This window comes from Streptomyces albidochromogenes (assembly GCF_005981925.1).
In the GTDB taxonomy this organism is placed as follows: domain Bacteria; phylum Actinomycetota; class Actinomycetes; order Streptomycetales; family Streptomycetaceae; genus Streptomyces; species Streptomyces albidochromogenes.
This window is the reverse complement of sequence record NZ_VBVX01000183.1, coordinates 1-13508: the sequence shown is the minus strand read 5'-3', so window position 1 is coordinate 13508 and position 13508 is coordinate 1. Positions and strand designations below refer to the sequence as shown.

The following is a 13508-nucleotide window of genomic DNA, read 5'->3' as shown; positions in this document are numbered from 1 at the left end:
CACCCCACCAGCACCACCCGCACCACGGGCCTCGCCCAGCCCGCTCATACCCGCACCACCTCGCCGCCGGACACCGCGAACCGCGCCCCCGACAACACCCCCGGAACGTCGTCGTCCACCGCCGCCGTCACCAGCACCTGCTCACCCGGCGCCACCAACTCCGCCAACCGCTCCCGCCGCCGCGCGTCCAGCTCCGCGAACACGTCGTCCAGCACCAGCACCGGCTCATTGCCCTCGCCGCGCAGCAGATCGTACGAAGCAAGCCGCAGCGACAACGCGTACGACCACGACTCACCGTGACTCGCATACCCCTTGGCCGGCAGCTGCCCCAGCTTCAACACAAGATCATCCCGATGCGGACCGACCAACGTCACACCCCGCTCGATCTCCTGCTTCCGCGCCTCACCCAACGCCGCCAACAACAACCCGTACAACTCCTCACGCGACAGCCCGGCGCCCACACCCTCACCGACCGAACTGCGGTACTCCAACGCCACCGGACCCCCACCCGGCGCCAGCCGCTCGTACGCCTTGTCCGTCATCGGCCGCAACGTCGCGATCAGATCCAGCCGCTGCGCCAACACCTCCGCACCCACCTGCGCCAGATGCTGGTCCCACACGTCGAGCGTCGACATGTCCATCGACCGGCCACCGTGCCGACGCGCCATCGCCGCCGACTTCAACAACGTGTTCCGCTGCTTCAGCACCCGCTCGTAGTCCGACCGCACCCCCGCCATCCGCGGCGACCGCGCCGTCACCAGCTCATCGAGGAACCGCCGCCGCTCACCCGGGTCACCCTTCACCAGAGCCAGATCCTCCGGCGCGAACAGCACCGTCCGCACTATCCCCAGCACATCGCGCGGCCTGACCTGCGAAGACCTATTGATACGAGCCCGATTCGCCCGCCCCGGATTCAGCTCCAGCTCCACCAGCTGCTGCCGCTCGCCCTGCGTCACAGCAGCCCGGATCACCGCCCGCTCCGCACCCATCCGCACCAGCGGAGCGTCCGAAGCCACCCGGTGACTGCCGAGCGTCGCCAGATAACCGACCGCCTCGACCAGATTCGTCTTGCCTTGACCGTTCTGCCCCACAAAGACAGAAACGCCCGGATCGAGAGGGACCTCGACCCGGGCGTACGAGCGGAAGTCGGCCAACGACAAATGCGTCACGTGCATGGCGTACGCCGACCTTCTCCCAGCTCTGAACTACTTCTTCGTCGACTCGACCGCGTGACCACCGAACTGGTTGCGCAGAGCAGCGATCATCTTCATCTGCGGCGAGTCGTCCTGACGCGACGCGAATCGCGCGAACAGCGACGCCGTGATCGCGGGCAGCGGCACCGCGTTGTCGATCGCCGCCTCGACCGTCCAGCGGCCCTCACCCGAGTCCGCCGCGAACCCACGCAGGTTCTCCAGGTGCTCGTCGTCGTCCAGCGCGTTGACCGCCAGATCCAGCAGCCAGGAACGGATGACCGTCCCCTCCTGCCAGGAGCGGAAGACCTCACGCACATCCGTGACGGAGTCGACCTTCTCCAGCAGCTCCCAGCCCTCGGCGTACGCCTGCATCATCGCGTACTCGATGCCGTTGTGAACCATCTTCGCGAAGTGACCGGCGCCCACCTTGCCCGCGTGCACCGAACCGAAGTCACCCTCCGGCTTCAGCGCGTCGAACACCGGCTGGACCTTCGCGACGTTCTCCGCGGCACCGCCGTACATCAGCGCGTAACCGTTCTCCAGGCCCCAGACACCGCCCGAGACACCGCAGTCGACGAAACCGATGCCCTTGCGGCCCAGCTCCTCCGCGTGCTTCTCGTCATCGGTCCAACGGGAGTTCCCGCCGTCCACGACCACGTCACCCGGCTCCAGCAGCTCGGCCAGCTCGTCGATCGTGGACTGCGTCGCGGCGCCCGCCGGCACCATCACCCACACCACACGAGGGCCCTTGAGCTTGGCCACAAGCTCCTCAAGGCTGTGGACATCGGCGACGTCCGGGTTGCGGTCGTAACCGATGACGGTGTGGCCTGCGCGGCGAATGCGCTCACGCATGTTGCCGCCCATTTTGCCGAGGCCGACGAGACCGAGCTCCATCAGAGATTCCTTAAGCGTTGTGGCGATTCGTACCCGGGACCGAGCCTACGCCCGGCCCCCGGGGCCCCGCAGGACCGTCAGCCCGACAGCCGCACCGGCATGATCAGGTACTTGTACGCCTCGTCCGCCTCGGCATCCACCGCGGGCCTGCCGCTGAGCAGCGCCGGCTTCGTCGACGTCGTGAACGACAGCTGGGCGACCGGCGAGTCGATCGCGCTCAGACCGTCGAGCAGGAAGGTCGGGTTGAAGGCGATCGAGATGTCGTCGCCCTCCAGGTTCGCGTCGACCCGCTCCACAGCCTGTGCGTCGTCGCTCGAACCCGCCTCCAGGATCAGCACGCCCTGCTCGAAGCTCAGACGCACCGGGGTGTTCCGCTCGGCCACCAGCGCCACACGCTTGACGGCCTCGACGAACGGAGCGGTCTCGATGACGGCGATCGAGTTGAACTCGGTCGGGAAGAGCGTGCGGTACTTCGGCAGGTCGCCCTCGAGCAGACGGGTCGTCGTACGCCGGCCCGCGCCCTCGAAACCGATCAGCCCCTCACCCGCACCGGAGCTCGACAGCGCGAGCGTCACCGTGTCACCGCTGGTCAGCGACTTGGCGGTGTCCAGCAGCGTCTTCGCGGGCACCAGCGCGACCGCCGAGGCCTCCGGGTCCTCCGGCTTCCACATGAACTCGCGGACCGCGAAGCGGTAGCGGTCGGTGGAGGCCAGGGTGACCGTGTCGCCCTCGATCTCGATGCGCACACCGGTCAGCACCGGCAGCGTGTCGTCGCGGCCCGCGGCGATGGCCACCTGCGCGGCGGCGGAGGCGAAGACCTCACCGGGGACCGTGCCGGTCGCGGTCGGCATCTGCGGCAGCGCCGGGTACTCCTCCACGGGAAGCGTGTGGAGGGTGAACCGCGAGGAGCCGCAGACCACGGTCGCCCGTACACCGTCTGTGGAAATCTCTACCGGGCGGTTCGGCAGGGCGCGGCAGATGTCGGCGAGCAGCCGGCCGGAGACGAGGACGGTGCCGTCCTCCTCCACGTCCGCCTCGACCGAGACCCGCGCCGACACCTCGTAGTCGAAGCCGGAGAGGCTCAGCGCGCCGTCCTCCGCCTTCAGAAGAAGGCCCGCGAGGACGGGGACCGGCGGACGGGCCGGAAGGCTGCGAGCCGTCCAGGCCACCGCCTCCGCGAGTACATCGCGCTCAACCCGGATCTTCACCGGAACCGCCTCCTGCTTGTTGCTGGCTCGCCCTGCTGGCCGTCGTGGTCTGGGGTCGTCTGGCTGTGTTGCCGGGGACCAGTCTGACGCACGGCACCGACAGTCGGTGCGGCTCGGGGTCAAGTCGTGGCGAGAGGCGTCGCCGGCTCCGGGGCCGAGTTGTGCACAGGGCCCTCTTCCAAGCGATTTCCGGGCTAACTCTTAGTGGGAGTAGTAGTAGGGCCTGTGGAAACGGTGGATAACCCCGTTTGCGCAGGTCAGGTCCACTTTTTTGTCCACCGTGCCTGTGGGCGGAGCCGGTGGACAACTCGGCGTTTCTGTGGACGCCGGAAAGTTACACACACGCGGTGCACAGGCAGGGGTCACTTCTCCCCAGCGCTGTCCCCAGCTTTACCCAGGTTCCCCACAGCCCAACCGGCCTCCTTGGTGTGACCGCTTTCACTCGCGCCGGTGAGAGCGCGTGTTTCGTTGCCGAACAGTGGACAGAGGTGTGGATTAGCTGTGCACAAGGTGCCCCAGCCTGTGGGCTGCCGGTGGACAACCAATCCACCGCCCTGTGGACAGTTCTCCTGTCCACAACCTGTGGACGAAGCTTGACCACAAATCCACAACCACCTGACCTGGGGTGATGAAATCTCAGGAACCGCACCTGTGGACCCAATCTGGACAACTTCCCAGTCCCCAGGGTGTGGACGGAACATCCTGCCCTGTCCTGTGGAGAACGGAGCCCTGCGGGCGGATATTCGAACAGCGCGAAGGCGCGGAACGCCGAAGGGCGCCCGGGGAGTTCGTCCCTGGGCGCCCTTCCGAGCGTGCGGCGGGGGTGCCGAAGCCCCCGCGTCAGCCGTTCTTGATGCGGTTCGTGAGCTCCGTGACCTGGTTGTAGATGGAGCGCCGCTCCGCCATCAGAGCGCGGATCTTGCGGTCGGCGTGCATCACCGTCGTATGGTCGCGGCCACCGAACTGCGCGCCGATCTTGGGCAGCGACAGATCCGTCAGCTCACGGCACAGATACATCGCGATCTGCCGCGCCGTGACGAGCACCCGGCTGCGGGACGACCCGCAGAGGTCCTCCACCGTCAGCCCGAAGTAGTCCGCCGTGGCCGCCATGATGGCGCCCGCCGTGATCTCGGGAGACGCGTCCTCGCCACCGGGGATCAGATCCTTCAGCACGATCTCGGTGAGCCCGAGATCCACCGGCTGCCGGTTGAGCGACGCGAACGCCGTCACCCGGATCAGCGCGCCCTCCAGCTCGCGGATGTTGCGCGAGATGCGGGACGCGATGAACTCCAGTACCTCCGGCGGGGCGTTGAGCTGCTCCTGCACCGCCTTCTTGCGGAGGATCGCGATACGCGTCTCCAGCTCCGGCGGCTGCACGTCGGTCGTCAGACCCCACTCGAAGCGGTTACGAAGCCGGTCCTCCAGGGTCACCAGCTGCTTGGGCGGCCGGTCCGAGGACAGCACGATCTGCTTGTTCGCGTTGTGCAGCGTATTGAAGGTGTGGAAGAACTCCTCCTGCGTCGACTCCTTGCTCGCCAGGAACTGGATGTCGTCGACGAGCAGGATGTCCACGTCCCGGTACCGCTTGCGGAACGCGTCGCCCTTGCCGTCGCGGATGGAGTTGATGAACTCGTTGGTGAACTCCTCGGAACTCACATAGCGCACCCGCGTGCCGGGATAGAGGCTGCGCGCGTAGTGCCCGATCGCGTGCAGCAGGTGCGTCTTGCCGAGCCCGGACTCCCCGTAGATGAACAGCGGGTTGTACGCCTTCGCCGGCGCTTCGGCCACCGCGACGGCGGCCGCGTGCGCGAAGCGGTTCGACGAGCCGATGACGAAGGTGTCGAAGAGGTACTTCGGGTTGAGACGGGCATGCGGCTCGCCGGGACCCGGAGTGGACGCCTGCGCGGCGAGAGGGCCGGGCGCGCCGCCGCCCGACTGCATCGAGGAGCCCGGGCCGCCGCGGTGCGGGGCCTGCTGGTCCTGGTGGTCGCGGCGCTCGGGGCGGTCGTGACGCGGCTGGTCGTAGTGCGGCTGCTCGTACTGCTGGCGCTCGGGCGGCTGCTGCCGGTAGTCGTGCTCGGGAGGACGCGTGGCGTACGGGTCGCGCTCCTGGAATCCGCCGAGCCGCGGCTGCTGCCAGCCGTGGTCGTCCTGCGGGCGGGGCCAGGAACCCTGCTCCTGCCGGGGCTGGCGGTAGTCGGGGTACGCCGGCCGGGCGGTCGGCAGGTCGTCCGCCTGCGGCCGGTGCCCGTAGGTGTCGTACGACTCGTGCGGGGGCTGCTGCTGCGGCGCCGGCTCCGCGGCGGAGTCGTCGACGGTGATCGCGATCCGGATCGGGCGGCCGCACTCGCGGCTCAGCGTCTCGCTGATCAGCGGCGCCAGCCGGCCTTCGAGGACACGCTTGCCCCATTCGTTGGGGACGGCGAGCAGCGCCGTGTCGGCGACCAGGGCGAGCGGCTGGCAGCGCTCGATCCACTGTTTGTCCTTGGGCTCGATGCCCTGCTGGCCCTCTCCGAGGAGATGCTCCAGCACTCGTGGCCACACTGCGGCAAGATCGGCAGGTACGTCAGCCACAGGGCACGCTCTCTCACAGGTCCCACGAATGTGTGGTTCTCGGGACGGGATGGGAAGGACAGGCAAGGACACAACGGATAAGAATCCAAGTTCATGCACGGTAGTCGGGGGTCGTCGCGTGCATCAAGTTGTTGTCCACAGCCTGTGCACAGTCGACCCTGGTGACGGGTCGGTTTGACCGGATGGCGTAGCCGCGCGTACCGTGACCAGGTCGAGTTGTCGATGGCTGCTGCCGCCTGCCTCCGATGGGCAAAGATCACGGTCTGTGATCGTGAAGCGGTGCACACGGGCGTTGCGAGCTTCCTCGTGGGCGCACGGTGACAGCCAGGCGATGCCCCGCCACCACACCACTTCTGGAGCCCCCGAGTGAGCAAGCGCACCTTCCAGCCGAACAACCGTCGTCGTGCCAAGACCCACGGTTTCCGTCTTCGCATGCGGACGCGTGCCGGTCGCGCCATCCTGGCGACTCGCCGGGCCAAGGGCCGCACGCGCCTTTCCGCCTGATCACCTACAGGTCATGACGTGCTGCCTACCGAGAATCGGCTGAGGCGGCGCGAGGACTTCGCGACCGCGGTACGCCGAGGACGCCGGGCCGGGCGCCCGCTCCTCGTCGTCCACCTGCGAACTAGCGGTGCAACGGACCCGCACGCGCCTGGGGAGAGCGTTCCCCGGCCGCGTGCGGGTTTCGTCGTCAGCAAAGCCGTTGGCAACGCTGTCGTACGGAACCTGGTGAAGCGCCGGCTTCGCCACCTGGTCCGGGACCGTCTGTCGGAGCTGCCCCCCGGTAGCCTGGTTGTGGTACGGGCATTGCCCGGATCGGGCGATGCCGACCACGCACAGCTGGCCCGAGACCTGGATGCCGCGTTTGCGCGGTTGCTGGGAGGGGGCGCGCGATGAAGTACCCGCTGCTGGCTCTGATCAAGCTGTACCAGTGGACGATCAGTCCGATGCTCGGGCCTGTCTGCCGGTACTACCCGTCGTGCTCCCACTACGGGTTCACAGCCATCGACCGGCACGGCGCGGTCAAGGGCACGGCCCTGACCGCCTGGCGCATCCTGCGGTGCAATCCGTGGTCGCCGGGCGGTGTGGACCATGTCCCGCCGCGCACACGTCCGCGTTGGCACGAAGCGCTGCGCAAGGCGTGCAGCGGCGACCGCGGCAGCAAGGGCGGGCAGCACTCCGCCGCTGAGATCAACCCGGCCGCAGAGACCTCGCCCAATGCTCAAGGAGCCTGATTAGTGGACACGATTGCCAGTCTGTTCAGCTTTATCACCACCCCAGTTTCCTGGATCATCGTCCAGTTCCACACGATGTACGGGGCGGTCTTCGGACCTGACACCGGCTGGGCCTGGGGTCTGTCCATCGTGTCCCTGGTGGTGCTGATCCGGATCTGCCTGATCCCGCTGTTCGTCAAGCAGATCAAGTCGACGCGCGGTATGCAGGCGCTCCAGCCTGAGATGAAGAAGATCCAGGAGCGCTACAAGAACGACAAGCAGCGTCAGTCCGAAGAGATGATGAAGCTGTACAAGGAGACGGGTACCAACCCGCTGTCCTCGTGCCTTCCCATCCTGGCGCAGTCGCCGTTCTTCTTCGCCCTGTATCACGTGCTGAGCAAGATCTCCTCGGGTGACGAGATCGGCGTACTCAACCAGAACCTGGTCGACAGCGCCCGTGAGGCCCACATCTTCGGCGCCCCGATCGCGGCGAAGTTCATGGACAGCGAGGAGAAGGTCGCCGCCCTCCAGGCTTCGCTGACCGATGTGCGCATCGTCACCGCGGTCATGATCGTGCTGATGTCGGCGTCGCAGTTCTACACGCAGCGTCAGCTGATGACGAAGAACGTCGACCTGTCGGTCAAGACGCCGTTCATGCAGCAGCAGAAGATGCTCATGTACATCTTCCCGGTCATGTTCGCCGTCATGGGCATCAACTTCCCCGTCGGTGTCCTCGTCTACTGGCTGACCACCAACGTGTGGACCATGGGCCAGCAGATGTACGTGATCCACGGGAACCCCACTCCGGGCAGCAAGGCGCAGGCGCAGCTGCTGGAGCGGATGCAGAAGTCGATCGTCAAGCACGGCAAGGTCCGCAGCCGGCGTGAGCGCAACGTGATCAAGCAGATCGCCGCCAAGGGCCGTGAGCGCAACGAGGCCGAGCGCAGGTTCGTCAAGGGTCTGGGTATGGCGCGGCTGACGGTTCAGGCCGACGGCACGGTGGCCAAGGGTGAGCCCGAGGTCGAGTCCGAGAGCGGTACGACGTCCGATTCCGGGCCGAAGCGGCAGCAGCCCAAGCGTCTGACCAAGGCGCAGCGCCAGGCCGCCGCCGCCGAGTCCGCGGCGAAGACGTCGTTGCAGAAGGAAGAGCCGGAGGACAAGCCGAAGACGGCCGGCAAGCCTTCTTCCGGTTCCGCACGCCAAGCCAAGTCCGGGCAGCGCAAGGGCCAGCAGCGGCCCAAGCACCCGTCCAAGAAGTAATAAGGAGTCCATCCCGTGACGGAAGGCACCACCTCCGTGGCCGCTGAGGGTAGCGACACCCTGACCCGCCTCGAGCAGGAAGGGGAGATCGCGGCCGACTACCTCGAAGGTCTGCTCGACATCACCGACCTCGACGGTGACATCGACATGGACGTCGAGGCCGACCGGGCCGCGGTGTCGATCATCAGTGACACGGGCAGCCGTGATCTGCAGAAGCTCGTGGGCCGCGACGGTGAGGTGCTGGAGGCTCTGCAAGAGCTGACGCGTCTTGCTGTGCACCGCGAGACCGGGGACCGCAGTCGGCTGATGCTGGACATCGCGGGTTTCCGGGCCAAGCGGCGCGAGGAGCTCGCTGAGCTCGGTGCCAAGGCCGCCGGCGAGGTGAGGAGCACCGGTGCGCCGGTGAAGCTCGACCCGATGACGCCGTTCGAGCGCAAGGTCGTGCACGACGCGATCGCGGCCGCTGGTCTGCGCAGCGAGTCCGAGGGCGAAGAGCCGGAGCGCTTCGTCGTCGTTCTCCCGGCCTGACCGGCCCCGTTGTCTGTCGGCCCCGTCTGTTCGCAGGCGGGGCCGATCTTTGTCAGCCTGTTAGTCACCCATCAGTTCGGATAGCGCGGTACGGAAGGACGGTCCCCGTGACGGAGGAAGCAGAGCTTCCCCAGGCGCCTGAAGAGGCACGGACGGTATTCGGCGAGTTCTTTCCAGCGGCCGTCCGGTACGCGGAACTGCTCGCGGACGCCGGTGTCGAGCGAGGGCTGATCGGTCCTCGTGAGGTGCCGCGGCTGTGGGAACGGCACTTGCTGAACTGCGCGGTGCTCTCCGAGGTGGTTCCGGAAGGTGTCACGGTCTGCGATGTGGGTTCTGGGGCCGGTCTCCCGGGCATCCCGTTGGCGCTGGTGCGCCCTGACCTGAAGATCACGTTGCTGGAGCCGCTGTTGCGGCGTACGAACTTCCTTCAGGAGGTCGTCGAGCTGCTGGGTCTTGAGCACGTGACGGTGGTGCGTGGCCGGGCGGAGGAAGTACTCGGGAAGCTGCCGCCGGTTCATGTGGTGACGGCGCGGGCGGTGGCCCCGCTGGACCGGCTGGCCGGCTGGGGGGTTCCTCTGCTGCGTCCCTACGGGGAGATGCTCGCCCTGAAGGGCGACACCGCCGAGGAGGAGATCAAGAGCACACGTTCCGCGCTGAGCAAGCTCGGTGTGGTGAAGACGGAGGTGCTTCAGGTGGGCGAGGGTGTGGTGAACCCGTTGTCCACGGTGGTGCGTGTGGAGGTCGGGGAAAGCCCTGGCGGCGTACGGTTCGCTGCCAAGCGGGCCAAGGCCGCACGGCCGTCGCGGACACGTCGGCGGCGTTGATCTGCCCTGTTTATCAGCGATGCTCCATACAAGCTGCCATACGTACGCATCGCGGAGTGTCGTGAGGGTGTAGGTGCACGACCGGTGCATCGTGTTTCACGTGAAACGTCGCTCTCTGCTGCATGGAATCATCAGTCGCGGTCGTGCGGCTGCCGCGCCGCGCGACCGCAGGCCCGTACGAGGCATGGAGTTGTCCACAGAGGTGGATTCCTCCACAGAAGAACGGGCCTCGCTGGTTCATGACCCCGAAAGCATGGCAGGCTCTGTGCATTGCGAGCCTGAAGTCGAGGAGAGTGAATCCTTGCGGTCCGACGCCAACATCGCGGGACCGATGACCGACCCGGTCCCCGGTCCCCGATCCGAATCGGTGGGGGAGGATGTTTCACGTGAAACACCGCCCCCTATGGACGACACACCCATCGGTCGTGCTGCCCAGCTGGCGGTAGAAGCTCTGGGCCGTGCGGGCGAGGGCCTGCCCCGGCCTGAGCAGACACGCGTCATGGTGGTGGCCAACCAGAAGGGCGGCGTCGGGAAGACCACGACCACGGTCAACCTGGCTGCTTCGCTCGCGCTGCACGGCGCGCGTGTGCTGGTGGTCGACCTCGACCCGCAGGGCAACGCTTCCACGGCGCTGGGCATCGACCACCACGCCGAGGTCCCCTCGATCTACGACGTCCTGGTGGACAGCCGGCCGCTCTCCGAAGTGGTCCAGCCGGTGCCGGACGTCGAAGGGCTCTTCTGTGCCCCGGCCACCATCGACCTGGCCGGTGCGGAGATCGAGCTGGTGTCGCTGGTGGCCCGGGAGAGCCGCTTGCAGCGGGCTATCCAGGCGTACGAGCAGCCGCTGGACTACATCCTCATCGACTGCCCGCCCTCGCTGGGCCTGCTGACCGTCAACGCCATGGTCGCCGGGGCGGAGGTGCTGATCCCCATCCAGTGTGAGTACTACGCGCTCGAAGGACTGGGACAGCTCCTGCGGAACGTCGATCTGGTGCGGGGACACCTCAACCCGGACCTGCATGTCTCGACGATCCTGCTGACGATGTACGACGGCAGGACCCGGCTCGCCTCTCAGGTGGCCGACGAAGTGCGCACCCACTTCGGCAAGGAGGTGCTCAGGACCAGCATCCCGCGGTCCGTTCGCATCTCGGAAGCGCCGAGCTACGGGCAGACCGTGCTCACGTACGACCCGGGATCCAGTGGATCGCTTTCGTACCTGGAAGCGGCCCGTGAGATCGCGCTGCGGGGTGTCGGGGTGCATTACGACCCGCAGCACGCCCACGTGGGCAACCAGAACAGCCAGCAGATGTCGGAGGGGATCCAGTGAGTGAGCGACGTAGAGGGTTGGGGCGTGGGCTCGGTGCGCTGATCCCCGCCGCTGCGCAGGAGAAGCCGAGCCAGCCCGCGGGGCCGGCTTCGGCGTCCCCCGGCGGGGCGCCGGTGCTGACGGCGGAGCGTGGAGTGGCGGCCGCGAAGGTGACCTCGCTGCCTCCGAGTGCCGTTTCACGTGAAACGGAGGTTTCCGCGCCGGCCGGTCAGCCGGGGCCGGCCGGGCCGGGTGAGGTGGCCGGGGTTCACTTCGCCGAGCTGCCGCTGGACTCCATCAAGCCCAATTCGCGCCAGCCGCGCGAAGTGTTCGACGAGGACGCGCTCGCGGAGCTGGTCACCTCCATCAAGGAGGTCGGGCTCCTCCAGCCGGTCGTCGTCCGGCAGCTGGGCCCTGAGCGCTACGAGCTCATCATGGGCGAGCGCCGGTGGCGTGCCTGCCGGGAAGCCGGCCTGGAGCGGATCCCGGCGATCGTGCGTGCCACGGAGGACGAGAAGCTTCTCCTGGACGCGCTGCTGGAGAACCTCCACCGGGCGCAGCTCAACCCGCTCGAAGAGGCCGCGGCGTACGACCAGCTGCTGAAGGACTTCAACTGCACGCACGACCAGCTGGCGGACCGGATCGGGCGCTCGCGCCCGCAGGTGTCCAACACGCTGCGTCTGCTGAGGCTGTCGCCTTCGGTGCAGCGCAGGGTCGCGGCGGGGGTGCTGTCCGCCGGGCACGCGCGGGCGCTGCTCGGGGTGGAGGACTCGGAGGAGCAGGACAGCCTGGCGCATCGCATTGTGGCCGAGGGCTTGTCGGTGCGTGCGGTCGAGGAGATCGTGACGCTGATGGGCTCGCGTCCGCAGAGCACGCCCAAGGCGAAGGGCCCGCGTGCGGGCGGCCGGGTGTCGCCCGCGCTGTCGAGTCTCGCGTCCAGGCTCTCCGACCGGTTCGAGACCCGGGTCAAGGTCGACCTGGGGCAGAAGAAGGGCAAGATCGTCGTCGAGTTCGCTTCGATGGATGATCTGGAGCGGATTCTCGGGACGCTCGCCCCCGGTGAGGGGCGCGTACTGGAGAAGGGGCTCTCGGAGGAGGCCGCCGAGGACGGCGAGAGCTGACCTCCGGGCAGGTGGTGTCGCAGGGCGGGTCGGGTCCGGAACAGTCTGGAACACGACCCGCCCTTTGCTCTCTCTCGGTATCGGTCCGGTGGCGGGGTGGATACGATGCGTTCTGGTATGGCGCATCCACCTTGGTTCACTTTGAGAGGGAGGGCGGGGGCCATGCGATCGGTGAGTCGCAGCCAACTGGTCACAGCGGGGCTCGGCGTCGGAGCGCTCGGCGGGTTCGTCGGCAGTTTGCTCCGGGAACGGGGTGCGCTGGCGGCCGCCCGTGACGCGGCAGGGGAAGGAAGCGAGGAACATCCTTCATGGGACGTCGGCTCGTACCGCTCACGCTGGACAATCTTCCGGACCTCCCCGACCGCTGCCGGTCCTGTGTCTTCTGGGAGCTTGATCCGGTCAGTGGAGAAGCAGCGGTAAAGGCGGGGACTCCGGAGCTGGAGAAGGAAGCCTGGATCTCGGCGGTCCTGCTGGAGTGGGGGTCCTGCGGGCGAGTGGTCTACGTCGACGAGGTTCCGGTGGGGTTCGTGCTGTACGCGCCACCGGCCTATGTGCCGCGGTCGACGGCTTTCCCCACCAGTCCGGTGTCGCCGGACGCGGTGCAGTTGATGACGGCCTGGATCATGCCCAGCCATCAGGGGCAGGGACTGGGGCGTGTGATGGTGCAGACCGTGGCCAAGGACTTGCTGCGGCGGGGTTTCAAGGCCATCGAGGCTTTCGGCAACGCCCGCTGGACAGAGCCGACCTGTCTGCTGCCGGCCGATCACCTGCTGGCGGTGGGCTTCAAGACCGTTCGCCCGCATCCGCTGCATCCCCGGCTGAGGCTGGAGCTGCGGACGACGCTTTCCTGGAAGGAAGACGTCGAGCTGGCTCTCGACCGGTTGCTGGGGGCGGTACAGAAGGAACCGGTGCTCCGCCCCTTGTGAGGCGATGACAAACGCGTGTGGGCTCATCCCTGCCGGGGATGAGCCCACACGCGTTTCACGTGAAACGAGAGGCGGCTGTCAGGCCTTGGCGGCCTCTTCGCCGATGAAGTCGCCCAGGTCGCGCAGGAGAGCGGCCTTCGGCTTGGCGCCGACGATCGTCTTGGCGACCTCGCCGTTCTGGTAGACGTTCAGCGTCGGGATGGACATGACGCCGTACTTGGCTGCGGTGGCCGGGTTCTCGTCGATGTTGAGCTTGACGATCTCGATCTCGTCGCCGTGCTCCGCCGCGATCGCCTCGAGGGACGGGGCGATCTGGCGGCACGGGCCGCACCAGGCGGCCCAGAAGTCCACGAGCACAGGCTTGTCGTTCTTGAGAACGTCCTGCTCAAAGGATGCGTCGGTCACGTTCTTCAAGGTGCCGGCCACGGCAGCCTCCTTAACTTCGGGGTGGGGTGTGGGG

The 13508-nt window shown here is 67.4% G+C and carries 14 protein-coding genes; 9 read left to right on the top strand and 5 right to left on the bottom strand.

Annotated features, from left to right (window positions below):
• Positions 1-44 precede the first annotated feature (44 nt).
• The 4 genes from recF to dnaA all read right to left on the bottom strand — a co-directional run bounded on the left by recF (position 45) and on the right by dnaA (position 5869).
• Positions 45-1175, bottom strand: a complete 1131-nt coding sequence (gene recF, locus E2E34_RS22095) for a DNA replication/repair protein RecF (RefSeq protein WP_138903656.1) — start codon at positions 1173-1175, stop codon at positions 45-47.
• A gap of 30 nt (positions 1176-1205) precedes the next feature.
• On the bottom strand, positions 1206-2087 hold the full coding sequence (gnd, locus tag E2E34_RS22090) for a phosphogluconate dehydrogenase (NAD(+)-dependent, decarboxylating) (protein ID WP_138903655.1): 882 nt from the start codon (positions 2085-2087) through the stop codon (positions 1206-1208).
• 77 nt (positions 2088-2164) lie between these two features.
• Positions 2165-3295 (bottom strand): DNA polymerase III subunit beta, encoded by a 1131-nt coding sequence (gene dnaN, locus E2E34_RS22085; RefSeq protein WP_138903654.1) that lies wholly within the window; start codon positions 3293-3295, stop codon positions 2165-2167.
• Positions 3296-4135: 840 nt separating this feature from the next.
• The gene (gene dnaA / locus E2E34_RS22075; protein WP_138903653.1) at positions 4136-5869 is read right to left on the bottom strand and encodes a chromosomal replication initiator protein DnaA; all 1734 of its coding nucleotides are present in this window, start codon (positions 5867-5869) and stop codon (positions 4136-4138) included.
• A 366-nt stretch (positions 5870-6235) separates the two neighbouring features.
• Between dnaA and rpmH the strand changes: the two genes are divergently transcribed.
• The 9 genes from rpmH (at position 6236) to E2E34_RS22030 (ending at position 13048) form a co-directional block, all read left to right on the top strand.
• Positions 6236-6373, top strand: coding sequence for a 50S ribosomal protein L34 (rpmH, locus tag E2E34_RS22070; RefSeq protein ID WP_019707372.1), 138 nt, complete (start codon positions 6236-6238; stop codon positions 6371-6373).
• A gap of 18 nt (positions 6374-6391) precedes the next feature.
• Positions 6392-6766: a ribonuclease P protein component gene (rnpA, locus tag E2E34_RS22065; protein ID WP_138903652.1), complete on the top strand. Its 375-nt coding sequence runs from the start codon at positions 6392-6394 to the stop codon at positions 6764-6766.
• Positions 6763-7104: a membrane protein insertion efficiency factor YidD gene (yidD, locus tag E2E34_RS22060; RefSeq protein WP_138903651.1), complete on the top strand. Its 342-nt coding sequence runs from the start codon at positions 6763-6765 to the stop codon at positions 7102-7104. Before rnpA ends, yidD begins: the two co-directional genes overlap by 4 nt.
• A 3-nt stretch (positions 7105-7107) precedes the next feature.
• On the top strand, positions 7108-8343 hold the full coding sequence (gene yidC / locus E2E34_RS22055; RefSeq protein ID WP_138903650.1) for a membrane protein insertase YidC: 1236 nt from the start codon (positions 7108-7110) through the stop codon (positions 8341-8343).
• A 15-nt stretch (positions 8344-8358) separates the two neighbouring features.
• A complete protein-coding gene (locus E2E34_RS22050) occupies positions 8359-8871 on the top strand; it encodes a Jag family protein (protein ID WP_138903649.1) in 513 nt (170 codons plus the stop codon).
• A 107-nt stretch (positions 8872-8978) separates the two neighbouring features.
• Positions 8979-9695 (top strand): 16S rRNA (guanine(527)-N(7))-methyltransferase RsmG, encoded by a 717-nt coding sequence (gene rsmG, locus E2E34_RS22045; protein ID WP_138895761.1) that lies wholly within the window; start codon positions 8979-8981, stop codon positions 9693-9695.
• 253 nt (positions 9696-9948) lie between these two features.
• Positions 9949-11022, top strand: a complete 1074-nt coding sequence (locus E2E34_RS22040) for an AAA family ATPase (RefSeq protein WP_138903657.1) — start codon at positions 9949-9951, stop codon at positions 11020-11022.
• Entirely contained in the window at positions 11019-12122 is a 1104-nt protein-coding gene (locus E2E34_RS22035; protein ID WP_138903648.1) for a ParB/RepB/Spo0J family partition protein, read from the top strand. The genes E2E34_RS22040 and E2E34_RS22035 overlap by 4 nt, the downstream gene beginning before the upstream one ends.
• Positions 12123-12430: 308 nt before the next feature.
• A complete protein-coding gene (locus E2E34_RS22030; protein WP_138903647.1) occupies positions 12431-13048 on the top strand; it encodes a GNAT family N-acetyltransferase in 618 nt (205 codons plus the stop codon).
• 78 nt (positions 13049-13126) lie between these two features.
• Here E2E34_RS22030 and trxA read toward each other — a convergent pair whose 3' ends face one another.
• Positions 13127-13474, bottom strand: coding sequence for a thioredoxin (trxA, locus tag E2E34_RS22025; RefSeq protein ID WP_138903646.1), 348 nt, complete (start codon positions 13472-13474; stop codon positions 13127-13129).
• Positions 13475-13508 lie beyond the last annotated feature (34 nt).